A 25,394-nucleotide genomic window follows, 5' to 3' on the forward strand; every position below is an offset into this window, starting at 1 on the left:
GGCCTGCCAGAGGATGATCAGCTGCGGCAGCTGCTAGCGCCCCGACGATCGCGCGATAGCCGCGATGGCATCGGCGAAGACCTCGGTCAATGCCACTGGCAGATCGTGGGCCATTCCTTCAATAACCTGCAGTTTCGCGCCCGCGATGTGTGCCGCCACGTCACGACCGCAGGCGACCGGAATCAGGGGGTCTTCGCTACCGTGCACGACCAGCGTTGGCGCGCTGATCGTGCGCAGCATGGCGCGACGATCACCGCTGGCCAGAAAAGCGGCCAGCTGACGCGCCACTCCGCGCGGATGAAAGCCACGCTCGTGCTCATCGACGATTACCTCGCGCAAGCGTTGCGGACAAGCGGGGAAATCAGGGCTGGCGACGGCCAGCTGGCGTTTGAGCGCGTCTTCGATCAGGCTTTCCTTGTCGCGCGTTTCAGGCAAGGGGGCAAGCAGTGCTTGTGAGGCCTCGTGAGTCGGCGGCGGCAGATCCGGATGGCTGCTGGTGGACATGATGCTGGTCAGCGACAAGGTACGTTGTGGATACTGGGCGGCAATGATCTGGGCAATCGCGCCACCCATCGACGCGCCGACAAGGTGCGCCTTTTCGATCGCCAGGGCATCGAGCAGGCCAACGCTGTCAGCGGCCATGTCAGCCAGCGTGTAAGGCGCGCTGAGCGCCGCACCGGTGCGCAGCGCCTGGCCGACGTTGGGCACGCCCGCCTGGTCGAACTTGGTGGACAGGCCGCAGTCGCGGTTGTCGAAACGAAGCACACGAAAACCACGCTCGACGAGCGCTGCGCAAAGCTCCCTGCTCCAGCGGCCCAATTGCGCGCCGAGTCCCATGATCAGAAGAATGACGGGCGCTGACGGCGCGCCGAAAGACTCGTATTCGATGTGAAGATTGTTGACGGCGATCTGTGGCATGGAAGAAGACACTTGAACGAAGGGGCGGCGACGGGATCCGCAGCCCAGGCAATCTACCACTCCAGGGCGAAGGCAGCAAATCCGCCTGACCAGTCAAGGCATGCTGAAACCCGTGCAGCCCACGCCTGGCGAGGGTGGCGGGGCTTGCCCAGGGCCATTCTTTTCACGGCCTTGCGACATTGTTCTCACTTGCCGGATACTTGCCAATCACCAGCGCTTGCCCTTCGTTTAGACTTCCTCCATGTCATATTTCTTAACGAGGAGAAAGCATTCAATGAAGCAAGTCATCCGTCAGTCAATGATGATCGCGTTCCTGGCCGGTTCACCGGCGCTGGTGTCCGCCGAAGCGCTGCAGCGCGTCAGCCCGAGTGACGCCGAACTCGACTGTACAGGGCTGGCCGCCCAGCAACAGGCGATGGCCGAATTTATCGCCGCTGGCGATCCCAATGCGCCAAGTATCGGCAAAGCGGCGGCGGGCGGGGTGGCAAACGCTGGCGGACAGGTCGCCGGTGCAGCGGTGGCGCAGGGTGCCGGGCTTTTTGGCGGACTTGGCGGCCTGGTCGGCAAGGTCGCCGGCGTCGTGGCCCAGCAGCAGGTGCAGGAAAGCATGGCACCGGACGCCGCGGCGCAGCAACGCGCGGCCGAAGCCAAGGAGAGAAAGGGCTTTCTTGGCAAATTGGCCATCGCCAAGGACTGCCGGCCAGATGAACCCGCGTACCCAGGAAAAGCGCTCTCTGCCGACGAATTCAGAAAGCTCGCCGAAGGACCGGCCGCCGGAGCCGTGCAACCGCTTACAGTGGCCGCAGTGGAAGCGGTGGCGTCTGAGCCGATTGTCGTCCTCGATCGCGGCGGGCTCCTGGAAGGAAAACTGAACACCGCCGGAAAACGCCTCTATATCAGTGAGTTTCGTGTTCTCTTCGAAGTTGGCGGAGAAGTCTCCGCCAGCACCCGTGCCGGCTACCTGCCAGGAACGAACTACGGCGCCACGCGTTCGCGAATCAAATATCAGGTCACCAACGTCGATGTTGCCGCCTTGCAGGTGCTGACGGACAAGGCCTGGGCCGATCTGAAAGAGCGGCTCGCCGCCGGGAGCGTCGAGCTCGAGGACGCGGCGGGGTTCACGGCCGCGAACGGCGCGGTGTATGCGGCGACCGAGGCGGCCAGCACGATCCAGGCGCCCGTGTATGTCGAGCAGGACCTGGGGCATACCACGCGCAAATACCTGGTGCTGACGCCGACCGGGATGAAGCTCCACGAACGCGGGTTCGCCGGTCTTGGCGCCGGTAATATGGGCAAGCGTATCGACTGGAGCAAGAGCGGCTTCGACGGCATCGCCATCGGCGTGGCGATCAATATCGCGGCGCTGGAGACTTCCGGGTCGGGCTCATCGATCCTGAATCCGGACGGCGCGAATACCGGCGCTGGCGAAGGAATGAGCGTTACCGCGCCGCCTGGAGCTATCGCCGCCAGTGGTCACGTCGATGGCGGTAGCCTGCGCATGCCAAAAGGCCTCGCCGTGGCAGGGAACTTTGCCCGGTTTCGGGAAGTCGGCGGTTTTGACTCGCAGAAAAACGCGGCTGTCGTGGCCCTGCAGGTCGTCGGAAATCTGGCCGGCGTCGCGGCCAACAAGTCGAAGGTCGTCGAAATGGAAGTTGACCTGGACGGACCGACGACCAGTCGTATGGCGCTCAGTGGTCTGGCAACCTATAACCAGGCCCTGGCCGATCAGTTCAAGGCCGGCCGACAGGCAAGCGGCGGGTAGGCGGATCCGATCGGTGGGCTTGCCCGGTGGCAGCATGCGCCTGGCGCCAGTGGTGACGGACAACCGGGCGGATCAGTCGCTACGAGCCAGCACAGCCCCTTCTCAACCGCCCTCGAGCTAAATACGCATAATTTATATTATGTAAAGTTTAGGAGATGGCCGCGTATCGGTGACGGCTAACAAGAAACGGGGCCGCAGCCCCGTTTCTATCTTGAAGCCTGCGGTCGCTCGGCTTATTTGTTGTCGAATTTTGCTTTGGCGTCGGCAAAGGTCTGGCGGACCGTCGACCAGATGTTTTCGCTGCCGTTTCTGAGCTCTTCCCAGGCATCATCTGCTGCCTCGTGCAGCGCGTTGATCCGGCCCTGAGCCAGTGTCTTCTGGTAGCGTAGCTCCTCAGCCTTGGCGTTGAATTTTTCCTTGAACCCGGCGTCAGCCTGTCGAGCCTTGGCTTCCATGGCGTCGAGATCTGCACTCCACTCATCGAGCTGCAGTTTAAGCTTGCCGATATAAGCATCTTTTGCCTCTTTCAGACTCATGTTCATCTCCTTTCGCAAGAGTTAACAAAACCCGGCTCCATGTTACCAGTGCGCTGGCCAGGTCGTCAGTCTGAAATAGCCAAGCAGGCGATGGCGACGCGGGTAGCGAGCACCTGATGCGCAGATAGTCGATGGCCGTACTTATTTCCTGCCACCCCGTTTCCTTGCCCAGATCCGCCTATACTGAAATTGCACCTGCGTTCGCCGGTGCTCACGAGGAGTACGATCATGGGCAAGATAAGGCAAGGCAACAAGGAAACAAAAAAGCAGGCGGCGTTGACGCCAAAGGAAAAGAAGGCCGTCAAACAAGCCGAAAAGCATGCGGCCGGCGTCGCACCGCTGATCCAGCGTTGACGAAGCTTTAGGCTACAAGTCGCACGCCGAAGTACGACCAGGCCGTCGGTGGCCCGGATGTTGGTTAAGCGACCCGCATCCGGAGCGCCGGCGGTTTTTTTGCCCTTCCTCACGATGAGGCGTCCGGTCGTGGCTCAAGCGACACACGACAAGGCAGAACGAGCGCCCATTGACCAGGCGTTCGGCAAGCTAACGAAATCGGCGTGCCGATTTCGTTCACCTGTCCCGCAAGAGTGCGTTCAGATCAATTCGGTGACCCACCACGCAAGCGGTCGAGCCGCAAACGCTGGCGCTCGTCGAAAAGGCGTCTGGCGGCAAAGCTGACGGCGACAACGGTACCGAATCCGGTGCCTCCGGCGATGAGAAACATGACCAGAATCTGGTACTTGACTGCCTCCACCGGAGGCGTTCCGGCGAGTATCTGACCGGTCATCATCCCGGGTAGGCTGACGATGCCGGCAGCCGACATGGCGTTGACGATCGGAATCAGACCTACCCGGATGGCCTCGCGGCGGCTGTCTGAAATTGCCTGCTGCCAACTTTGCCCGAGTGCGAGACGGCTCTCGATGATCTGGCGTTTCTGGGTGGCATCCTGGGTGAGACGGTCGAGTCCCAGCGAGATACCGTTCATGGTATTGCCGAGGATCATTCCCAGCAGTGGTATGGCGTACTGCGGGGCGTACCACGGGCTGGTGCCGATCACCAGTAGCAAGGCCATGACGGTCACCGTGAACGACGAAACGAACATCGACAGGGTGCCAACGCCAAATCCCCACCAGCCGATGAATCGTCGTTTCTGGCGGACCATGACCTCGCGTCCGGCCACCGCGATCATCACGCCGGCCATTAATGTCACCCAGACCAGATGGACGTTGTCGAAGAGAACCTTCAGGACCAGACCGATGAGAAACAGCTGGATGGTGCTGCGCGCCGCGGACGTCAGCAGTTGCCGCTCGACCCCAAGGCGCAGGCGCCGCGACAGCCCGGCGAGGGCGAGGATGAGCAGCGCGGCGATGGCCAGGTCTGCGGGAGAAAGCGTGATCACCTGCACCGCGGCACCCTCTTCTCCTCCGCCAGGCCACCGTCGCGCAGGATGAAACTGCGTTGAGCGACGCGTTCGATCTGCGCGGAATCGTGACTGACCCACAGCACTGCGGCGTGCCGTTGGCGTCGATAATCGGCCAGCAATTCCTCGACCCGTCGGGTACTCTCCTGGTCGAGATTTCCCGTCGGCTCATCCAGCAAGAGTACGGCCGGTTTGTGCATCAGCGTCCGCAACAGAGCGAGGCGCTGCCTTTCACCCGTTGAACAGCGGGACAATTGCCAGTCGATCGCTTCGTCGGGCAGGCCAAGCTGTTGCAGCCAGCCCGCGTCGATGTCCGTCTCGAAGTGGTCGCCGACGCGCTCCCCCCACCACTGGCTTTCCGCTGCCACCAGGGCCACCGAACGGCGCCACTCCGGGGCAGCCAGCATCGTGCATGGCTGGGCATCGAGATGGGCGTCGCCGGCGTGTGCATCGAGATCGGCGATGGCGCGCAGCAAGAGCGTCTTGCCGCTGCCGGAAGCTCCGTGGACACAAACGCACTCCCCGGCATCGACGCTGAGATCGATGGGACCGACATGGCGAGTGCGCAGTTGATGCAGGCGGAGAATAGGCACGCTAGGCCAAGCTCAGATCATTTCGCAAGCGAAAGGGGGCGCAGAGGACGAGTCAGAGCGTGACGCCCGCAAAAAAAAGCGGGGCGCTTTGCGCGCCCCTGCGTTGCCGCTGATTTCCACGTCCGTGAGGACTACAGAATCGGTGTGTGTTCCCCCACCGGATGGGCGCTTCCACTGGGTTCGTAAACCACGTGCGGACGACCGACCAACAAAGGATCGATGGGGCCGATGGCGTCAACGTCCTTACCGGTGTAGTTCAGCTTATGCAGGACGTAACGCATGGCATTCAGGCGTGCGCGCTTCTTGCAGTCGGACTTGATGACCGTCCACGGCGTTTCGGCGGTGTCGGTATGGAAGAACATCGCCTCCTTGGCCTTCGTGTAATCGTCCCACTTGTCGAGCGAAGCAAGGTCGATCGGCGAAAGCTTCCACTGCTTGAGCGGATGCACCTGGCGCTCCTTGAAGCGGCGGCGCTGTTCCTTGCGGCTGACCGAAAACCAGAACTTGATCAGGTGGATGCCGCTACGCACCAGCGTACGCTCGACCTCAGGGGTCTGGCGCATGAACTCCGCGTACTCCTCTTCGCTGCAGAAACCCATCACTCGCTCGACGCCGGCGCGGTTGTACCACGAGCGGTCACAGAACACGATCTCGCCGGCTGTCGGCAGGTGACGCACGTAGCGCTGGAAGTACCACTGCCCTCGCTCTTGTTCGTTGGGCTTCTCGAGGGCCATGACGCGTCCACCACGTGGGTTGAGGTGCTCGGTAAAGCGCTTTATCGCGCCGCCCTTGCCCGCTGCGTCGCGCCCCTCGAAAATGACGACCACGCGCTGCCCGGTTTCCTTCATCCAGTTCTGCAGTTTGAGCAACTCGACCTGCAGGCGGTATTTCTGTTTCTCGTACGCCCTGCGCGACATCAGGTTGCGGTAGGGATAGGAACTCGTTTCGCGCCAGCTCGACGCCAATTCATCGTCCGGGCTGCTGGGCGGCTTTGCGACCGGCTCGTTCCTCTCTGCCATCAGCGCCTTGCGCAGGGCTGCAGCGTCATCGGGAGAAGATCCGGTCATGATCGCTTCGAGCGTCTTCGCCAGCGACGCCGTGTCACCAACGGTGGCGTGCGCGATGATGTCGCGCAGGGCGACTTTCTTGTGCTCGATCGCCGAACTGGTCGCCTCGGCGATATCGAAGGCTTCCATGGCGCCGGGCGTACGTGCCGGTGCCACATCTCCGGCTGCCGCCCGGCGCGGCTGTGCCGCCCGCGTAGACGCTGAAGCAGCTCGTGCCCGCGGGGCTCGCGCTGCGGGCTTGGCGGCCGGAGATTCGGTATTTTCGGCGTCCGCTATTCCTCCCGCGCTGCTGCCATCGGTGCTCGCGGGGGGCGGCGGAGTTCTCTTGTCCATCTATCTCTCTCCCAGTGGATGTGTTCTGCTGCCAAAAAGGTCGCCAGGTCAACGCTCGACGACGATTGCCATAATAGCGCCGATATGTAAGTCGTTTCAATCGCTTGAGACCCACTAGCGGCTTGTTTTCCGCCCTTTTCAGTCTTTTTTCCGGTCAGCCCGGCAAATGGGTCGCCGGCCATCGTCACTCCGGCGGGCATACGACGCAGGGGGCGCGACCGAGTGGCCAGGCGAATTCTCGGTGGGCAGTTCGTTCAATTGCGCTGCTGCACGGGTGACCCACGGCGCCCTCTCCGACGATGATATAGTCGGCCTCGCGCGCTTGTCACAGGGTGATTCGGCGCAGCAGGAGGCAATATGCTCGCGTCAACAACAATAACAATTCGCGAACTGCGACCGGCACTTAGCCGCCTGCCTGTCGTCGCCATGGTCGCCGCTGCCCTGTTCGCGGTGCTTGCTTGTTCGCCGCCGGAGCCCGTGCGCATCGGCTTTCTGGCTGGCCTCTCCGGGCGCGTCGCCGACCTCGGTATTGGTGGGCGCAACGGGGCCATTCTCGCCGTCGAGATACGCAACCGGCAGGGCGGAATCAATGGTCGACCGATCGAACTGATCGCGGAGGACGACCAGCAGGACGTCGAGCTTGCGCGCCAGGCGGCTAGCCGCTTGCTGGCCAGCAAGGTCGAGGTGGTCATCGGCCCCATGACCAGCACCATGGCTCTGGCCATCCTGCCGCAGTTCAACGCTGCCGGCGTCCCCCTGCTCTCACCGACGGTGACGACGAACGCCCTGACCGGTGTGGACGATGAGTTCTTCAGAGTGGTCGCACCGACTGCGACGCACGTGTTCAAGTCGGCTGAGTATCACTTCCGGGAGAACGGACTACGACGGGTGGTTCTCGTCTGCGACCTGAGCAACCAGGCGTACAGCGAAAGCTGGGCCGGCGATTTCCGCACCGCCTTCGAGGGCATGGGTGGGCAAGTCATTGGCGAAATTGCCTTCGACTCAGGCCAATCGCTGGCCGCGCTGGCGACCAGCGTTCTCGCCGCGAAGCCAGATGGGGTGATCATCATCGCCAATTCGGTCGATACCGCCCTGCTGGTCCAGCACCTGCGCATGCGCGCTGCGGATCTGCGCATCGGTACGTCGGAATGGGCGGCCACCGAGCGCCTGCTCGAGCTCGGCGGGCGAGCCGTTGAAGGACTTGTCGTCGCTCAGTACGTCGACCGCGATAGCAGCGCCGCAGCGTACCTAACCTTTCGCCACGCGTATCGCGAACGTTTCGGCCATGAGCCGGGGTTCCCCGGACTGACGGCCTTCGACGCCACCAACGTCGCTCTCGACGCCCTTGCCGCCAGGCGCAGCGGTCAGACCCTCAAACAAGCGCTGCTGGCACAGGCCACGTTCGCTGGCGCTCAGTCGCCGATTCAGTTCGATGCCGGCGGCGACACGCAACGCGACAGCTTCTTATCGGTGATACGTAATGGCGAGTTCAAGTCCCTGCACTAGTTTCCGCGATCGCCCGCCCTCCGTGCGCGATTTCAGCGCTGCAGCGATGGCTGGCCCGGGCTAGGCTTCGCGACATGGCGCGCTCTCTTCGTTTCTGGCTGGCTCTGGGCCTGACCACGGTGGTGGCCATGGCGACCCTGATCGTCGTCACCGTCATGCTCGGGGTGCTCCTGCCGTTGCTCAACAACCAGGTGGAGAGCAGCCACCGGGCTATTGCAGTCACCTTGTCGCGTCAGGTTGATGACTTCCTGCAGGGCTCGGCAGGCGAGGTCGAACGTGTCGCGGCCGAGATCGAAGCGCTGCCCGCGGTCTTTCTCGGGCGCGCTCGCGTGGTCATCGACACCCAGGTCAACGCGCACGCGCCGCTGGAAGCGCTGTACATCCTGGATGCGAGTGCACGGGTAATCGATGTCGGTCTGCCGCTCGAACGGCGAAGTGGTCGCGACGATCTGCTGGGGCTGGATTTTTCGGCACGAACTTTCCTTCGCAGCGCGCGTTCGAGCGGCAGCTTGGCCTGGTCTGACAGCTACCTGTCGCAGCGCGGCAAGATCGTCGTGGCCATGACCGTGCCGCTGCGCAGCCAGGGTGCGCCCAGCGTCAGTGCCGGCGAGACCCTGGTTGGAGAACTGGATCTCCGGCAATTGTCGAAGCACATCGGCGAACTTGGCCGTGCGGCCGGCGTGCTGCCGATCATCTTCGACCGTGTCGGGCAAATCGTCGCGCACCCCGACGCCAGCCACGCTGCGCGTCAGGAAAACCTCGCCTACCTGCCGCTGGTCCAGGCCGCTCTCGGCGGAACTTTTGGGACGGATCGTTTTTCTCTCGACGGTGATGAGCACATCGGCACGGTGGTGCCGGTCGGCAGCTCGGGCTGGCTGACGCTGGTCGCGCAGCCGACCGACATCGCTTTCTCGGCCACGCATAGCATCCTGCTGGCCATCGCCGGGGGCCTGGCGCTGGCGCTCGCGCTGGCGGTGCTCGTTGCCTACGTCTATGGCCAGCAGCTGGTACGGCGGATCGCTGATTTCGGGCGCCATGTCCAGGCCATAGCCGACGGTGATTACGCCGCGCCGCTACCCTCCTCGCGGGCCGCGGAGCTGGCGAATCTGGCGCTGAGCATGCGGCGCATGGCCAACGCCATCGTCGAACGCGAAGCGGCGCTGGCCGCCTCCGAGGAGCACTATCACGCCCTGTTCAGCGGCGCACCGCTGGCCTATCAGTCGGTTGACGTCGCTGATCGCCGCGTCGTAGAGGTCAACGACGCCTGGCTGAGTCTGCTCGGTTACCGCCGTGACGAGGTCGTCGGCCGCGAGATCGGCGACTTCCTGGACGCCACTTCCCTGCCCACGCTGGTCGGGGCTTTCCCGACCTTCGTCAATGCAGGGCAGATCAACGACCTACTGCTAGACTTCCGGCGCAAGGACGACAAGACGATCAGGGTTCAGGTCAGTGGCCGCATCCATCACACACCGCGAGGCGGCGCGCGCACCCATTGCATTCTCATCGACATCAGCGAACGCCAGCGCCGCGACGAAGCCCGACGGCGGTCGGCAGCCCTGCTCAAGCACCAGGCCGAGCGGGCTTTGGCCATGCTTGAATTGCCCAAGGCCGCCGAGCAAATGGACGAAAGCGAATTCATCCAGCACGGACTGACTGTCGCCGAGGACCTGACCGGCAGCCGGATTTCCTTCCTCTGCTTCGTACATGCCGACCAGCAAGACATCGACTCGGTGACCTGGTCGCAGGGAACGCAGCGCGGCGCTTCTCGGGGGCTCGCCGATGTGCTGTGCAGCAGCCGTATCGCCGAGATCTGGATCGAGGCCCTGCGGCAGCGCTCGCCGCTGCTCTTCGACGCCGAGCAAACAGGCCTCATCGGGACTCGACCGCCGGCGCTTGCCGGGCTTGAACGGCTGATCAGCGTGCCGGTGGTCGAGGGCGGGCTGGGGCGCATGCTGCTCGGCGTCGGCAACAAGGCCGGACCGTATACCGAAAGCGAAATCGAAACCACCCGACTGATCGGCCAGGATATCTGGCGGATCGTCAATCAGCGTCGTGCCGAAGAGGCGCAGCGCCTGGCGGCGACGGTGTTCTCAGCCAGCACTTCGGCGATCTGCATCACCGATGCAGAAGAGCGCATCGTCTCTGCCAACCCGGCGCTGACGACGATCACTGGTTACGCGCTGGACGAAGTCGTCGGGCAGACGCCAAGGCTGTTTGCCGCTGCGCAGCAGAGCGACGGCTTCGCTCCCGAGAGGTGGGCCCAGATCGCAGTGCATGGCCTGTGGCAGGGAGAGGTCTGGCAGCGGCGCAAGAACGGGGAGGTCTTTCCAGCGTGGCTGACCGTTACCGCGGTCATCAGCCCTGCCGGTACAGTGACGCACTACACGGGGAGCTTCGACGACATCAGCGAACGAAAACAGTCCGAGGCGCACATCCACTTCCTCGCCCACCACGACGCGCTGACCCGGTTGCCAAACCGCCTGCTGCTTGAGGATCGCATTCGCCAGGCGCTCGCCAAGTCCAGGCGCGACGGCACGCGTACGGCAGTGCTTTTCCTCGACCTCGACCGCTTCAAGCTGATCAACGACACCCTTGGGCACGACACCGGTGACCAGCTCCTGGCGCGTGTCGCAGAGCGTCTCGGCAAGGTGCTGCGCGAGACTGAAACGGTGGCCCGGCTGGGCGGTGACGAGTTCATCATCGTCATTCCCGACGTGGCCGACGTCGAAGGCGTCGCGCGGGTCGCGCAAAAAGTGCTCGAGGTTGTCGCAGCGCCACAGCTGATCGGCAAGCGTCCGTTGCAAGTGACGCCGAGCATCGGCATCAGTATCTATCCCGAAGACGGCGAAGACGTGCCCAGCTTGCTGCGCAACGCCGATACGGCGATGTATCACGCCAAGGAACATGGTTGTAACAATTTCCAGTTTTTTACCGGCGACATGAACCGGGCGGTACTCGAGCGCGTGTCGATCGAGAACGACTTGCGCACAGCTATCGAGCAGCGTGAGTTCGAGCTCTTCTACCAACCACAGGTTGACAGTCGCAGCGGCGAGACCACCGGTATGGAGGCCCTGATTCGCTGGCGCCACCCGCGGCTCGGCCTCGTCGCACCGGATCGCTTCATCCCGATAGCCGAGGAAACGGGGCTCATTGTCCCGATCGGTGAGTGGGTCCTGCGCGAGGCCTGCCGGCAAGCGAAACGTTGGCACGACGCCGGCCATAACGCTCTGCGCATCAGCGTGAATCTCTCTGCCCGACAGCTGCAGCAGGGTGATCTCGGCAAGCAGCTGGCGGCCATACTTGCCGAATCGGGGCTGCAGCCGCGGACCCTCGAACTCGAGCTGACCGAGAGCTTGCTGATGGACGACCCGATGAGCGCCGTCAAGCTACTGCATTCGCTCGCAGCTCTTGGCGTGCGCATCGCCATCGACGACTTTGGTACCGGCTACTCGAGTCTGGCCTACCTCAAGCGCTTTCCGGTCTCCCGACTGAAGATCGACCGCTCGTTCGTTCGCGACCTGTCGACCGATGCCAACGACGCGGCCATCGTGCACGCCGTCGTGGCCATGGCCAAGAGCCTGAGGATGGAAGTCATCGCCGAAGGTGTCGAAACCGTCGAGCAGTTGCGCTTTCTTGCCGCGCACGGCTGCTTCGAGGCTCAGGGCTTCCTGTTCAGCCGACCGCGGCCGGCTGCGGAACTGACCAGCTTCCGCTTTGCGCTGCCGTCCGGCAGCTGACCAGGAGAAGAGAAATGATGCCACGCAATCTCGTCGTCTGCTGTGACGGAACCTGGTGCACCCCGAAGCAGGAAGCGGGCGCCCTGCCCGCGCCGACCAATGTCGTCAAGCTGCACAGGCTCTGCCTGAGCGACGACCAACAGAGGGTCTACTATCACCCCGGTGTCGGTGCCGACGGCAATCTCGTGGAACGTCTGCTCGGCGGCGCTATCGGCCTTGGCCTCAGTCGCAACATCCTCAGTGCCTATCGTTGGCTGTGCGACCACTACCGAAGTGGTGACCGGATTTTCCTCTTTGGTTTCAGTCGCGGGGCCTACACGGTGCGCAGCCTCGGCGGCTTCATCGCCCGCTGCGGGCTTGTCGATCTCAGTCGGCGCAGTAACCGGCAGGCCTGGACAGCGGTCGAAAAGGCCTACGAGCACGGCTACCGGAAAGGCCAGGAAGCAACACAATGGGGCGCCGATTTCCGCTTTCTTGCCGGCGCCCTGCCCGATGGCCAACCGCTTATCCACATGATCGGTGTCTGGGATACGGTCGGTTCGCTCGGTATACCCGACGATCTGGTCCTCTTTGACCAGATACTCGACGACCCGAGCAATTACCGCTTCCACGACACCCAACTCGGCCCTGCGGTTCGCCACGGTCGCCACGCCCTGGCCATGGACGAACAACGGGCGAGCTTTTCGCCAACCCTGTGGACCGACGCGCAGCGCTCGGTCGACGGCAGCGTCAAGCAACTCTGGTTCGTCGGCACGCACGAAGACGTGGGTGGTGGTTACCAGGATTGCGGCCTCTCCGACGGCACCTTGCAGTGGATGGTCGATGAAGCGAAGGCACTTGGTCTGCGCGTCAATCCGGCGCTGGCTTGCCAGTTGAGTCCCGATCCGCGCGGCGTCCTGCACGAGTCGCCAGGCGGCGTGTGGAAACATCTGCGCACGCTGCCGCGCGCAACGCCGCTGGTGGCCGCGAAAAGTGTCGGTCGTGATCTGGCCGAACAGGTCTGGGATCGGCATCAGGTACCGCCTCTGGCGCAGGCGCCGTACTGGCCGACGCGGGTCCTCGGTGTCGGCGAGTCGGCCAGCGCTGCGGTGTTCGCGCGCCAGCACTGGAACGCTACCGGCCTGTACCTTGAAGGCGGCGTGAATTACGCATTTGTCGCCAACGGCGAGTGGCTCGACAGCACGATTCCCTGCGGCCCGGGAGGGGTGGACGAAGGGCAGTTCAACATCGGCGAGCTTGCGCACCTGCTCGGCAATGCCATTGGCGAGGGTGAAGCGATCTACCAGCGATTGACGGGCAAGGAAGCGGCCGACTGGTGGGGATCGCGGCGCCGCGAGGACGCTCCATGGTTCGCGCTGATGGGCATGATCGCCAACCAGCCGAACATGGACGGCAGTGGCACGGCGATCGAGGGTGAGAGCTTCGTCATCGGCGAGCAATGCACGTTCAAGCCGCTGCGCCCGGGCTACCTGTATTGCTACGCCAACGATGCCTGGAAGTTCTATGGCAACAATCGTGGCCAGCTGAGCGTCACCGTCAGCCACAAGTAGCCGTCACCGGCTGCGCACGAACGTACGCCAACTGTCCGGTCCCACCCATTTCGTCCTGGCAGGTTCGCAAGCGCGAGGCCGAGCAGCACTTACGCGGCGTGTCCGGCCTATTCGAGCGGCGCCGCGAGCACCACCCGGAAACCGATATCGCCGTCGCGGTCATCGGGCGAAAACTCTTCGCGCTTGGCCGCCCGCAGGTCGCCCGGAAAATCGAGCCACGATCCGCCACGCAGCGTACGCGAGATATCACCACCGATCTGCGTGTTGCCAGGATGGTCGTATTCGTTCAGGCACCATTCCCAGACGTTACCGGCGAGATCGGCAACCGTCTCTCCTTCCGGCGCGCCCAGCGGATACATGCCCACGGCCATCGTCCGACCCGTGCCGCTCTCGTGACTGTTGGCACGCGCCGGGTTCCAGTCGCTGCCCCAGGGATATTTTCGCCTCATCGGCCCGCCCTGAGCGACCCACTGCCACTCCCACTCGGTCGGCAGGCGAATGACCTCCGGCCCGGCCAATGCCAAACGCTCGCTCAACCAGCGGCAGAAGGCGACGGCGTCGCTCCAGGCGATGTTGATGGCCGGATGGTTCTGGAAACCCCAGCGCGTCTCGCCCGGTTGTTTGCGTTGCACCAGCTTTCGCCACCAGCGACGATCGTGATAGCCATCGTCAGCGGCAAGGAAAGTGCCGTATTGCTGCCATGTGATCGGGTACCTGGAAACGCGCAGGGGCTTGACCACGAAGACCTCGCTGGCCTTGCCTTCGAGCTGCACTTCCCCAGCCGCGATGTCGATCCAGACAATATCCGGCAGGCCTTCGGCCGTCAGCCCGACGCCGCGGCGCGGGTCTCCCATCTGATTGAGGCGCAGGCCAATCTCTTCGCGGCGATGATGTTGAGTCTCGTCGCTCGCCAATTCGTCGAGCAGGCGCAGCGGTTCGGGCCGCAGAAAACGGTGCAGGGTCTTGTCCAGGTGCGCGGCCAGCGTACGCCAGGCGGCAATGCCGGGATCGCGGAAGTCAGCTTCGGCCAGCGCTGCGCGGTGGCTGAGATCGAGCAGGGCCAGCAACACCGGCTTCTGCCGCTCCCAGCTCCACAGCTGGGGATTGCTGCCGTGCTCGCCGGCAGGCGGCGAACCGGCCTCCTGCGCGACGAGCTGCCACCACTCCCTGGCCGCCATTTTCGCCTGCCGCCGTAGCGACAGGCTGTCGCGATAGCGGGCGCACCACTGCCGCAAGCGCGGCCAGTGTGTCAGCAGCGTTTCGTGGGCGAACTCGACGTGCTGGTCGTCGGGGTCGGAGAGAAAGCCCTGGCTGCGCAAGGCATCGACCAGTCGGCTGATCTGCCGATCAGCGCGCAAAGTTGCGATTTCGACCGTCCGCCGCGTCGGCACCTCGTCGATCACCGTCGCCAGTTCGGCAAAGAGTCGGGCACAAGCGAGCTCCAGCTGCGGTTCGCTGTCGATCAATCGTTCGATACTGGCAGCAGCCGTGTCGACGATGCTGGCCAGTCCACCCATACGTTCATAGGCTTCAAGAGTGAGACCCTGCCGGGCGTCGCGCTCCTCGAACATCCGTTCGAGGGTCAAGGCGATCAGCGGCAGCGCGCCTCTGCTGGCGCTGGCCGCCGAGAGGAGTGTCGAAACGAGTTCGGCCTGCACCGGAACACCACAGGCTTGCGCCGGGCCGGTGATGATCGCCTGCAGTTGCGTTTCGCCACTGACCGGTTCGAGGGCCACCAGTGACGCCCGAAAAAGGTCCTCACCCAGCCATTCCATCAGGCGAACGGTGAATTCGCTGCGCAGCGTCAACACCAGGTACAGGTCGTCGATCTCGAGCAGCGCGCCGAAGAGCTGGCGAAAGCGGAGCGCGCAAGCCACCGGCGTTAGCGTAAACAACTCCTCAAACTGGTCCAGTAGCAGGAGCAGCGGGCGCTTTCGTTGGCGCAGCAGAGCGACGCTGGCGACGGCGAGGCGCTCTTCCGACTGCCGCGAATCGCTCGCTTCGGTGAGCGCGCGCTGCACGCTGTCGACGGCCTGGTGAGCGATCGCCGAATCTGTTCCGGGAAGCTCGCGACCAAGCACGTCGGCAAGCTGGTGGAAGGGGCTGCCCTGCGGCTCGCAGCGAAGATAGCTGAGCTGGCCGAGCAGCCCGGCAAAGCGCGGCACGACGCCGGCGGCGACCAGCGAGGACTTGCCGGTGCCCGAGCGGCCGATGACGCTGATCAAGCGCGTTTCCGCCAAGCGCGCGACGACTCTTTCGCTATCCTCGTCGCGCCCGAAGAACAGGTGATGCGCTTCGGGTTTGAACGCGGCGAGGCCAGGATAGGGATTGGCGGCGCGATCACCCGGCGGATCGGTCTGGCACTTTCCGGGCACCGCCGTCTGCCTGGCAGCCTTGTTCGAGGGGGAAGGTGCGGCGGCGCTATGAGTCATTTCAGATCAAGCCTCAGGCAACATCCTGCAGACATCATAGGCCGAAAGCCGGGGACGCGGAAGCTCCTGGCCAGCCACTTGCTGCGGTGAGGACTTCGCGCGCGCCAAAGACCAGCCAACGACTGGCCTGGCCGTGGCAACGCGATCTGGCCTATAGTTGGGGCTCTCTTCCGGAGATCGCTCATGGACCCACTTCGCAAACATCGACCACACAAGCTGCACACCCTCCACCGCGCACCGAGTACCCCCTCGAACCGCCCGCCGCTGCTCTTTCTGCACGGTGGCTACGTTGACGCGCGCTCCTGGGATGTTTACTTCCTCCCCTTTTTCGCCAGCCATGGCTACGACTGCCACGCGCTCGAGTTTTCCGGCCATGGTGGCAGCGATGGGCGCGAGTATCTGGACGCCTTGAGTCTCGACGATTACCTGGCCGACGCCCAGCAGGTCATCGCCGCCTTCGACCAACAACCTATCGTCATCGGGCATTCGATGGGTTCATTTATTGCCGAACGCCTCCTTGAGCAATCGCTCGCCGCGGCGGCTGTCCTGCTTGCGCCCGTGCCGATCAACGGCACGCTCGAGTCGGCGACAAAGCTGTTGCTCAAATACCCCAAGTTTCTTTGCGAAGTGGTCAACGTGACTAGGGGGCGGGTCAGTGCAACCGCACTGCACATGATCAAGGAGGTCTACTTCTCGCCGACGACAAGGCCGGAAACGCTGCTGCGCTTCGCTCAGCTGGTTCAGCCCGAGTCGGCACGGGCGGTCTGCGACCTGGCCCTTCTCGGCTGCTGGAGATGGTCGCCCAAGCCGCCGCCTGCGCTGCCGGTGCTCGTCGTCGGCGGCGAACTCGACACGGTCTTTCCGCCGGAGCTGATCCGTCCGCTCGCCCGGCGCTGGAACGCCGAGCTGCAGATTGTCGCCGAAACCGGGCACGCACTGATTCTCGATGAGCACTGGCGCGATTGCGCGGCGCCGGTTCTCGCCTGGCTGAAAGGGCTCGAACACGGCGCGGCAGCAACCAGGGCAGGCGAAGCAAGCGCGCTGACCTGTGTCACCTGACGGCAGGTACCGTCTCGACGCGTCGGTGGGCCACTACCCGATGCTGGCCCGACGGTCACACCAATGTCTTCCGGCGAGCACTCGCTCAACGATAGGCGCGTATAATGAGGCATTCCCCAACCAGCAGAGAGAACTTACATGGGCCTAGATCGCGTGCCCTCGGGCAAAGCACTCCCGAATGATTTCAACGTCGTCATCGAAATCCCGATGCATGCCGATCCGGTGAAGTATGAAGTGGACAAGGAAAGCGGACAGGTCTTCGTCGACCGCTTCATGTCGACCGCCATGCACTACCCCTGCAACTATGGCTACATCCCGCACACCATCGCCGGCGACGACGACCCGGTCGACGTCCTGGTGGTGACCCAGTTTGCCCTGCCTCCGGGCGTGGTCGTGCGCTGCCGGCCGATCGGCCTGCTGGCCATGGAAGACGAGGCCGGGCAGGACGGCAAGCTACTGGCGGTTCCGGTCGACAGCCTGACGCAAATGTATCGCGACATCGAATCACCGCGCGACTTTCCGCAGGTCATCCTGGACCAGATCTCGCACTTTTTTGCGCACTACAAGGATCTGGAGCGCGGCAAGTTCGTCAAGGTCGCCGGCTGGCTGGGCGTTGATGAGGCCAAGAAGGAAATCATGGAAGGCGTGCAGCGCTTCAATGATGCCAAGGATAAACCGCACTACTGAGCCCTTTCTTTCCCAACCATGATCAAGGGGCGCGCAAGCGCCCCTTTCGCTGCTGCCTGCGCCCATGCCTCTCAAGATTGCCATTGCCCAGATCAACGCGACGGTCGGCGACTTTGCCGGCAACTCGGCGCGTATCCTCGATTTTGCCGAGCGCGCCAGGGAGCAAGGCGCCGACCTGCTGTTGACACCGGAGCTGGCGCTTTGCGGTTACCCGCCGGAGGACCTCTTGCTGCGCGAGGATTTCTCCACCGCTTGCGCAGCCGAGCTCGACGCCCTGGCCGCCAAGGTCAAGGGAATCGCGGTTCTGGTCGGCCATCCGGAACGGCGCGGCTACCGCTGCTACAACGCGGCGACGCTGATCAGCGACGGCGTGCGCGTGGCCACCTACTACAAGCAGCGCCTGCCGAGCTACGAGGTGTTCGACGAAGAACGCTATTTCGACTCCGGCGAAGGCCCGTGCGTGCTGACCGTCAAGGGCGTGCGCTGCGGTGTCAATATCTGCGCCGATGTCTGGGAAGCAGGTGCCGCTGATCTGGCCCGCCAGGCCGGCGCCGAGATTCTGCTCGTCCTCAACGCATCTCCCTATCACATCGGCAAGCGCGAGAGGCGTACCGAAGTCCTCCGCCAGCGTATCGCCAGTACCCGCCTGCCGGTGATCTACGCCAATCTGGCCGGCGGCCAGGACGAACTGGTCTTTGACGGCGGTTCATTCGTTCTCGACTCGCGGGGAACGCTCTGCTGCCAACTGCCGCAGTTCGAGGAAGCACTGGCCATCGTAGACATCGTCGATGGCGAGCCACAGCCAGGGAGCATTGTCCCGGCGCCGTGCATCGAAGCCGAGGTCTATCAGGCGCTGGTTCTCGGCGTGCGTGACTACCTTGGCAAGAACGGCTTCCCGGGTGCGATCATCGGCCTGTCGGGAGGAATCGATTCGGCGCTCACCCTGGCCATCGCCGTCGATGCGCTCGGCGCCGAGCGCGTGCGCGCGGTCATGATGGCCTCCCCGTACACGGCCGAGATCAGCCTTTCGGAGTCGCGTGAAATGGTCCGCCTGCTCGGCGTCCGCTACGATGAAATCGGCATCGCGCCGGCGATGGAAACCATGGCCGGGATGCTCGCAGATCAGTTTGCCGGCCTGCCCGCGGATACGACCGAAGAGAATCTGCAGGCCCGGATCCGCGGCATGATTCTGATGGCCATTTCCAACAAGACCGGTTCGCTGGTCCTCACCACCGGTAACAAGTCGGAAATGGCGGTCGGCTACTGCACCCTCTATGGCGACATGGCGGGCGGCTTTGCGGTCATCAAGGACATCGCCAAGACCTGGGTCTACCGCTTGTCTCGCTGGCGCAATACGCGTTCCTACGTGATTCCGGAACTGATTATCAGCCGCCCGCCATCCGCCGAGTTGAAGCCCGGCCAGACCGATCAGGACAGCCTGCCAGCGTACGAAGTGCTCGACGCAATCGTCGCCGCGTACATGGAAAAAGACATCAGCCCGCGCGAGATCATTGCCAGCGGCTACGCCGAAGCCGACGTGCGGCGGGTCGTACAGCTGTTGCGAATCAGCGAATACAAGCGCCGTCAGGCTCCCGTTGGAATTCGTGTCACGCAGCGTGGTTTCGGCAAGGATTGGCGCTATCCGATCACCAATCGTTACCGCGACCCGTACTGATCGTCGGCGCTGATCGTCGCAGCGATCAATTATCGATGCCATATTTCTGATAGGATTTCTTTACGATCTTCCCGGGAGAAAAGGCCATGAAAAAAATTGAAGCGATCATCAAACCATTCAAACTCGATGAAGTGCGCGAAGCCCTGTCGGAAATTGGCGTCACCGGCCTGACGGTGACCGAGGTCAAGGGTTTCGGGCGCCAGAAAGGGCATACCGAACTCTACCGCGGCGCCGAATACGTCGTCGATTTCCTGCCCAAGGTGAAGATCGAGATCGTGGTTACCGACGCCGTCGTCGAAGGGGCCATTGACGCCATCGTCAAGGCCGCGCGGACCGGCAAGATCGGTGACGGCAAGATTTTCGTCACGGCGGTCGAGCAGGTGGTGCGCATCCGCACTGGCGAACTCGACGAATCGGCGATCTGAGCGGCCAACCCGGCGCTCTCTGGGCGTGCTGAATGGCGGTGCGGAAAGTCAGCGCCGCCTGCCACCACCCGCTTTCAGGAGGACCCACAGGGCACCATCGCCGCCGTCGCAAGGCGGCGCATGACAGAATGCCAGCACATCCTGGCAACGGCTCAACCAGGCCTTGACCAGCTGGCGCAGGATCGCTTCGCGACCGGGTGATCCATTGCCGCGACCGTGCACGATGCGCAGGCAGCGCCGGCCCTCAGCCATCGATTCGCTGAGAAAAACCGCCACCTCCTCGTGCGCCTCATGGCGGTTCATGCCGTGTAGATCGACGTGATTCTGGATGCTCCAGCGGCCCCTGCGCAGGTCGCGCAGCAGCGTCCGTGGCAGTCCGCTGCGCAGGAAGGAGTCGGCACCGCCGAGGTCGAGCCAATCGTCTACGGCCAGCGGTGCGTGCAGCAATTCGCCGAGTACCGCCGCTTCGTCGCGTTCGCGCTGACGCGGGCGAGGACTGGGCTTCGGTGCTTCGAAGCTGACCCGGTCGGGCCGGGGCAGCGGTGTTGCGCCGTCAACCGCGGCCAGGAAAGCCTCCAGATCCTCGCTACTCGCTTGCTTGTGCTGAGTCATTGCCGAAGCTCGTTCCTGCGCCAGCGTCCAACACCTCCCGCAAGGGAGTCGCGTAGCCGACGCTGCGGAGCGTCAGCCAGCCAGGCCAAGGCTGTCGAGATAGCGCTCGGCGTCGAGCGCGGCCATGCACCCGCTGCCCGACGAAGTGCACGCCTGCCGGTAAATGTGATCCTGTACGTCGCCCGCAGCAAAGACGCCGGGGATCGACGTCGCCGTGGCATTGCCCTTCAGGCCCGACTGGGTGATCAGATAACCGCCTTCCATCGCCAGCTGGCCGACGAACAGCGCGGTGTTCGGTCGGTGGCCGATGGCGATGAAGACGCCCATCAGGGGAATGTCTTCGCTGCTGCCGGACAGCTGGTCGCGGATACGCATGCCGGTGACGCCCGATTGATCGCCGAGCACCTCGTCGAGCGTGCAGTTCCAGCGGATGCTGACCTTGCCGGCTTTCTCCTTGGCGAACAGCTTGTCCTGGAGGATTTTCTCGCTACGCAGTTTGTCGCGCCGGTGTACCAGCGTCACGTGACTGGCAATGTTCGCCAGGTAGAGTGCCTCCTCGACGGCGGTATTGCCGCCACCGATGACCGCCACCGGCTGATTGCGGTAAAAGAAGCCGTCGCAGGTGGCGCAAGCGGAAACGCCCCGGCCGGCGTATTCTTCTTCGGACGGCAGGCCCAGGTACTGGGCCGAAGCGCCGGTGGCGACGATCAGTGCATCGCAGGTATAGGTACCCGAGTCACCGATCACGGTCAGCGGTTTCTCGTTCAGCCTGGCGGTATGGATGTGATCGAAAACGATCTCGGTATCGAAGCGACGCGCGTGCTCCTCGAAGCGCTGCATCAGTTCCGGTCCTTGCACGCCCTGCGCGTCGGCTGGCCAGTTGTCGACGTCGGTCGTCGTCGTCAACTGCCCGCCCTGCGCCAGGCCGGTGATCAGTACCGGTTTGAGGTTGGCGCGCGCAGCGTAGACGGCTGCCGTATAGCCGGCGGGGCCGGAGCCGAGGATCAGCAGGCGGCAGTGGCGGGTCGCTTCGGTCATCTTGATGAACTCTGGTAGTGGTTGAGGCAAAAAATTATAACCGGCAAAAGCGCGCCTTCTGCCGCCAAGTTTGTCGCGCGTTTGCTTTCGAATCCTGCAAAGTGCCTTATAATCGCCGCGCAAGCCCTTGATAGAAATAACTTCACTTGACGAGAGAATGCCTCATGAACACCCAGGTCGAGCAGCCCAGGAGAGGACCAAGCCTGACTTTGCTGCACAGCATTCCCATATTTGCCGGTGTACCCGATGCGCAACTCGAACAGATCGCGAAAGTCGCTTTCCATCGCCGCGTTCCTCGCCTGACGACGATCGTCCGCGCCGGCGACAGCACCGACTCGCTCTACGTGCTGATCAGCGGCGGTGCCAAGGTGCTCAACAGCGACGAAGAAGGGCGCGAAGTGATTCTGACCCTCCTCGGTCCAGGCGAGTTCTTCGGCGAAATGGGGCTCATCGATGGCAGTCCGCGTTCGGCTGACGTGATGTCCACCGAGACCTGCGAATTGCTGGTGATCACCAAGAACGACTTCAAGCGTTGCCTGGCCGAGAACTTCGATCTCTGTCTGAATATCATGAAGAGCCTCGTCCAGCGCCTGCGCGAAGCCGACCGCAATATCGAGAGTCTGGCGCTGATGGACGTCTACGGGCGAGTCGCCAAGCTGCTTCTCGACTTCTCGGAAGAAGAGCGTGGCGAGCGCATCATCCGCCGTCGCCTGACCAAGCAGGACATCGCCAAGATGATCGGCGCCTCGCGCGAAATGGTCAGCCGGGTGATGAAGGATCTCGAGAATCAGGGATATTTCCGCGTCGAGGACGGCCGCATTGTCCTCCTGGAAAAGCGTGTGCCGGCCCCGAGCGCGGCGACTCCCCGCTCCTGAAACAGGCATTAGCAACCACTCACCAAGAACTTCAAGCGTACCGATGGCTTTACTGAACAAACTAACCGGCCGGTTCTCCTATACCTCGCGAGCGCCGAGTCCGTTGCCCGAGAAAATCGCCGTGCTCCTGGAGGAGTCACGCTGGTTGATCCTGATCGTTGTCGCCAGCTTTCTCGCGCTTTCCCTGTCGGGCTACAACCCGGACGACCCGGGTTGGTCGCACGCGGTCTACACGACGACGCTGCATAACCCGGCCGGCCGCGGGGGTGCCTGGCTGGCCGACCTGATGCTCTACGTCTTTGGACTTTCCGCCTGGTGGTGGATCGTTCTCCTCCTGGTCTTCGTCTGGTGGGGCTACCGGCGCCTGGACGGGCAGCGACCCGCCGATCGGCGACCGCTGTACATCGCCCTGGGCGGTTTTCTGGTCCTGATCGTCGCCAGCAGCGGCCTGGAAACGCTGCGTTTCTATAGCCTCAAGGCACCGCTTCCGATCGGTCCGGGCGGCATGATCGGTATCGAGCTGGCCGCGTTCAGCGTCCGCAACCTCGGTTACACGGGTGCGACGCTGGCTCTCTTCGCCTTGCTGGCGCTGGGCTGGAGCATCTTCACCGGGGTTTCCTGGCTGGCCGCCGCGGAGGGTATCGGTGCCCTCTTCGAACGCGCAGTGCTGGGCGTCCACCGCGTCTTCGAGCGCTGGCAGGACCGTCGCATCGGCCGCGAAGTCGCTCGCGAACGCGAAGCGGTCGTCGAGGTCGAGAAGAGGCGCGGCGAAACGCACGAGCCGATCCTCATCGAAAGGCGCGAACCGGTCATCGCGGCTGCCGCGCCCCTGCCTGCGAAAGTCGAAAAGCGAATCGACCGCGAACGCCAGGCGCCACTTTTCCCCGAGGCGGTCAGCGGTGGCCTGCTGCCGCCACTGCACCTGCTCGAACCGGCGCCGCTGCACGGCGAACGCGTCAGCCCCGAGACACTCGAGTACAACTCGCGTCTGATCGAGCGCAAACTGGCCGACTTCGGCGTCCAGGTAACGGTCACTGCGGCCTACCCGGGCCCGGTCGTGACGCGCTACGAATTCGAGCCGGCAATCGGCGTCAAGGGCGCACAGATTCTCAATCTGGCCAAGGACCTGGCGCGCTCGTTGTCGCTGGTCTCGGTGCGCGTCGTCGAAACGCTTCCCGGCAAGTCGTCGATGGCGCTTGAGCTGCCGAATCCGAAACGACAGATGGTGCGCCTGCTGGAAATCATCGCCAGCAAGGAATACCACGACATGCACTCGCCGCTGACGATGACCCTGGGCAAGGATATCGGTGGCCAGCCGGTGGTCGTCGATCTGGCCAAGATGCCGCATCTGCTCGTCGCCGGCACCACCGGATCGGGAAAGTCGGTGGGCATCAACGCGATGATCCTCTCGCTGCTCTACAAGTCCGAGCCGGACCAGGTGCGCCTGATCCTGGTCGACCCCAAGATGCTCGAACTGTCGATCTACGAAGGTATTCCCCACCTCCTCGCACCGGTGGTGGTGGACATGAAACAGGCGGCCAACGCGCTCAACTGGTGTGTCGCCGAGATGGACAAGCGCTACAAGCTGATGTCAGCGATCGGCGTGCGCAATCTGGCGGGTCTCAACCATCGCATCAAGGACGCCGAGAAGAGCGGCGAAAAGCTCGCCAACCCGGTCTCGCTGACCTCGGAGACGCCCGAGCCCCTGTCGATCCTGCCGCACATCGTCGTCGTCATCGACGAACTCGCCGACCTGATGATGGTTGCCGGCAAGACCGTCGAACAACTGATTGCCCGCCTGGCGCAGAAAGCGCGGGCCTCCGGAATCCATCTCATCCTGGCGACGCAAAGGCCGTCGGTCGACGTGATCACCGGTCTGATCAAGGCCAACATTCCGACGCGCATCTCGTTTCAGGTCTCGTCGAAGATCGACTCGCGCACGATTCTCGACCAGATGGGTGCCGAGGCGCTGCTCGGCCAGGGCGACATGCTCTACCTGGCGCCGGGAACCGGCTATCCAACGCGCGTCCATGGCGCCTTTGTTGCCGACGAGGAGGTGCATCGGGTGGTCGATCATCTCAAGAAATCGGGCACCCCCGACTACCTGGAAGGCGTGCTTACCGGCGCGGGCGGCGACGCTGACGGCGACGGCGGGGGCGAGAACGGCGGCCTCGATACCGATGGCGAGGCCGACCCGGTCTATGACCAGGCGGTCGAAGTGGTGCTCAAGAACCGGCGAGCCTCGATTTCGCTCGTCCAGCGTCACCTGCGCATCGGCTACAATCGCTCGGCGCGCCTGATCGAAGCCATGGAAAAAGCCGGCCTGGTCTCGGCGATGGACGCGCGTGGTGGTCGCGAAGTCCTGGCACGCAAGGAAGGCGAGTGATGCAGCAAACCCCGCTGCGGCGAAATCGCCTCCGGCAAGCCCTTTGCGCAGGCGCTTGCCTGCTTGTCGCCCCACTGGCGAACGCCGGCGCAATCGACAAGCTGCACCAGTTCCTTGATTCGACGCGCACCGTGCGCGCCGATTTTTCGCAGACCGTCGTTGCCCGCAACGGACGCCAGGGGCAGCTGTCGAGTGGCGTGATGATCATTTCCCGCCCGGGAAAATTCCGTTGGCAGATCGACAAGCCGTACGCCCAGCTGCTCGTCGGCGACGGCGAAAAGATATGGATCTACGACCCGGATCTGCGCCAGGTGACGGTCAGAAAGGCGGGCCCAGCGCTGGGCGGCACGCCGGCCGCCCTGCTCGCCGGCGACAGCCGCATCGAGAAGGACTTCAGCCTGCGCGAGACCGGCGAGCGTGACGGGCTGGAGTGGGTGGACGCCGTTCCCAGGACACCCGACAGCGGTTTCGAGAAGGTCAGCCTCGGCTTTGCCGGCGACGAACTGCGCGCCATGATCCTGCTCGACAGCCTCGGTCAGACCAGCTCGCTGGTCTTCGCACGTATCGAACGCAACCCGCAACTTGCCCCGTCGCTGTTTCGCTTCACCCCGCCGCCGAATACCGACGTGCTCGGCGAGTGAGACGCAGGTCGCCCGATGAGTGGGGCTCCTGTGGTGGTCGCCGTGCTGTCTGTTGAACGATGGAGAATCATTGGCACGCTTGACTTGATTTTCCCGCACCGTATAATGCGCACTTCCTTGAAGTCCAGCCGCACTGACTTTG

Annotated in this window: 20 protein-coding genes; 12 read left to right on the top strand and 8 right to left on the bottom strand. The window is 63.6% G+C overall.

What is annotated here, in order from left to right:
* Positions 1-33: 33 nt before the first annotated feature.
* On the bottom strand, positions 34-918 hold the full coding sequence (locus QZ634_RS04320; protein WP_291985881.1) for an alpha/beta hydrolase: 885 nt from the start codon (positions 916-918) through the stop codon (positions 34-36).
* Positions 919-1,192: 274 nt separating this feature from the next.
* Here QZ634_RS04320 and QZ634_RS04325 point away from each other — a divergent pair, with 274 nt between their 5' ends.
* Positions 1,193-2,680, top strand: a complete 1,488-nt coding sequence (locus QZ634_RS04325; RefSeq protein ID WP_291985883.1) for a hypothetical protein — start codon at positions 1,193-1,195, stop codon at positions 2,678-2,680.
* 233 nt (positions 2,681-2,913) lie between these two features.
* Here the strand turns inward: QZ634_RS04325 and QZ634_RS04330 are convergent, their stop codons facing one another.
* Positions 2,914-3,216 (bottom strand): hypothetical protein, encoded by a 303-nt coding sequence (locus QZ634_RS04330; RefSeq protein WP_291985886.1) that lies wholly within the window; start codon positions 3,214-3,216, stop codon positions 2,914-2,916.
* Positions 3,217-3,444: 228 nt separating this feature from the next.
* Here QZ634_RS04330 and QZ634_RS04335 point away from each other — a divergent pair, with 228 nt between their 5' ends.
* Entirely contained in the window at positions 3,445-3,570 is a 126-nt protein-coding gene (locus QZ634_RS04335; protein ID WP_291867204.1) for a hypothetical protein, read from the top strand.
* 244 nt (positions 3,571-3,814) lie between these two features.
* On the opposite strand, the gene fetB is transcribed toward QZ634_RS04335, so the two are convergent.
* The 3 genes from fetB to ppk2 form a co-directional block, all read right to left on the bottom strand.
* Positions 3,815-4,621: an iron export ABC transporter permease subunit FetB gene (fetB, locus tag QZ634_RS04340; protein WP_291985888.1), complete on the bottom strand. Its 807-nt coding sequence runs from the start codon at positions 4,619-4,621 to the stop codon at positions 3,815-3,817.
* A complete protein-coding gene (locus QZ634_RS04345) occupies positions 4,612-5,229 on the bottom strand; it encodes an ATP-binding cassette domain-containing protein (protein WP_291985890.1) in 618 nt (205 codons plus the stop codon). Before QZ634_RS04345 ends, fetB begins: the two co-directional genes overlap by 10 nt.
* A gap of 131 nt (positions 5,230-5,360) precedes the next feature.
* Complete coding sequence (gene ppk2, locus QZ634_RS04350; protein WP_291985892.1) at positions 5,361-6,629, bottom strand: polyphosphate kinase 2; 1,269 nt, start codon at positions 6,627-6,629, stop codon at positions 5,361-5,363.
* A 357-nt stretch (positions 6,630-6,986) separates the two neighbouring features.
* Here ppk2 and QZ634_RS04355 point away from each other — a divergent pair, with 357 nt between their 5' ends.
* From QZ634_RS04355 to QZ634_RS04365, 3 genes are all read left to right on the top strand, one after another.
* Positions 6,987-8,135, top strand: coding sequence for an ABC transporter substrate-binding protein (locus tag QZ634_RS04355; protein ID WP_291985894.1), 1,149 nt, complete (start codon positions 6,987-6,989; stop codon positions 8,133-8,135).
* Positions 8,136-8,209: 74 nt separating this feature from the next.
* A complete protein-coding gene (locus tag QZ634_RS04360) occupies positions 8,210-11,872 on the top strand; it encodes an EAL domain-containing protein (protein ID WP_291985896.1) in 3,663 nt (1,220 codons plus the stop codon).
* Between the two features lie 14 nt (positions 11,873-11,886).
* Positions 11,887-13,422 carry a DUF2235 domain-containing protein gene (locus QZ634_RS04365; RefSeq protein WP_291985898.1) on the top strand — a complete coding sequence of 512 codons (1,536 nt, stop codon included), beginning with the start codon at positions 11,887-11,889 and terminating at the stop codon, positions 13,420-13,422.
* A gap of 107 nt (positions 13,423-13,529) precedes the next feature.
* Here the strand turns inward: QZ634_RS04365 and QZ634_RS04370 are convergent, their stop codons facing one another.
* Positions 13,530-15,854 carry an SUMF1/EgtB/PvdO family nonheme iron enzyme gene (locus QZ634_RS04370; protein ID WP_291985900.1) on the bottom strand — a complete coding sequence of 775 codons (2,325 nt, stop codon included), beginning with the start codon at positions 15,852-15,854 and terminating at the stop codon, positions 13,530-13,532.
* 183 nt (positions 15,855-16,037) lie between these two features.
* Here QZ634_RS04370 and QZ634_RS04375 point away from each other — a divergent pair, with 183 nt between their 5' ends.
* From QZ634_RS04375 to QZ634_RS04390, 4 genes are all read left to right on the top strand, one after another.
* Complete coding sequence (locus QZ634_RS04375) at positions 16,038-16,913, top strand: alpha/beta fold hydrolase (protein WP_291985903.1); 876 nt, start codon at positions 16,038-16,040, stop codon at positions 16,911-16,913.
* Positions 16,914-17,051: 138 nt separating this feature from the next.
* Positions 17,052-17,600 (top strand): inorganic diphosphatase, encoded by a 549-nt coding sequence (gene ppa / locus QZ634_RS04380; RefSeq protein WP_043564418.1) that lies wholly within the window; start codon positions 17,052-17,054, stop codon positions 17,598-17,600.
* A gap of 64 nt (positions 17,601-17,664) precedes the next feature.
* Positions 17,665-19,275, top strand: a complete 1,611-nt coding sequence (locus QZ634_RS04385; RefSeq protein ID WP_291985905.1) for an NAD+ synthase — start codon at positions 17,665-17,667, stop codon at positions 19,273-19,275.
* Positions 19,276-19,361: 86 nt separating this feature from the next.
* Entirely contained in the window at positions 19,362-19,700 is a 339-nt protein-coding gene (locus tag QZ634_RS04390; protein ID WP_043564414.1) for a P-II family nitrogen regulator, read from the top strand.
* A gap of 48 nt (positions 19,701-19,748) precedes the next feature.
* Here QZ634_RS04390 and QZ634_RS04395 read toward each other — a convergent pair whose 3' ends face one another.
* Entirely contained in the window at positions 19,749-20,312 is a 564-nt protein-coding gene (locus tag QZ634_RS04395) for a Smr/MutS family protein (protein WP_291985907.1), read from the bottom strand.
* A 72-nt stretch (positions 20,313-20,384) separates the two neighbouring features.
* Complete coding sequence (gene trxB / locus QZ634_RS04400) at positions 20,385-21,350, bottom strand: thioredoxin-disulfide reductase (protein WP_291985909.1); 966 nt, start codon at positions 21,348-21,350, stop codon at positions 20,385-20,387.
* Positions 21,351-21,514: 164 nt separating this feature from the next.
* Between trxB and QZ634_RS04405 the strand changes: the two genes are divergently transcribed.
* Genes QZ634_RS04405 through lolA form a run of 3 tightly spaced genes read left to right on the top strand, consistent with a single transcriptional unit; the run spans position 21,515 to position 25,252 of the window.
* Positions 21,515-22,225, top strand: a complete 711-nt coding sequence (locus tag QZ634_RS04405; RefSeq protein ID WP_291985911.1) for a cyclic nucleotide-binding domain-containing protein — start codon at positions 21,515-21,517, stop codon at positions 22,223-22,225.
* Between the two features lie 43 nt (positions 22,226-22,268).
* Complete coding sequence (locus QZ634_RS04410) at positions 22,269-24,611, top strand: DNA translocase FtsK (RefSeq protein WP_291985914.1); 2,343 nt, start codon at positions 22,269-22,271, stop codon at positions 24,609-24,611.
* Positions 24,611-25,252 (top strand): outer membrane lipoprotein chaperone LolA, encoded by a 642-nt coding sequence (gene lolA, locus QZ634_RS04415; RefSeq protein WP_291985916.1) that lies wholly within the window; start codon positions 24,611-24,613, stop codon positions 25,250-25,252. Before QZ634_RS04410 ends, lolA begins: the two co-directional genes overlap by 1 nt.
* Positions 25,253-25,394: the final 142 nt, after the last annotated feature.

The sequence above is a fragment of the Candidatus Accumulibacter sp. ACC007 genome (assembly GCF_907163205.1).
GTDB classification, from domain to species: domain Bacteria; phylum Pseudomonadota; class Gammaproteobacteria; order Burkholderiales; family Rhodocyclaceae; genus Accumulibacter; species Accumulibacter regalis.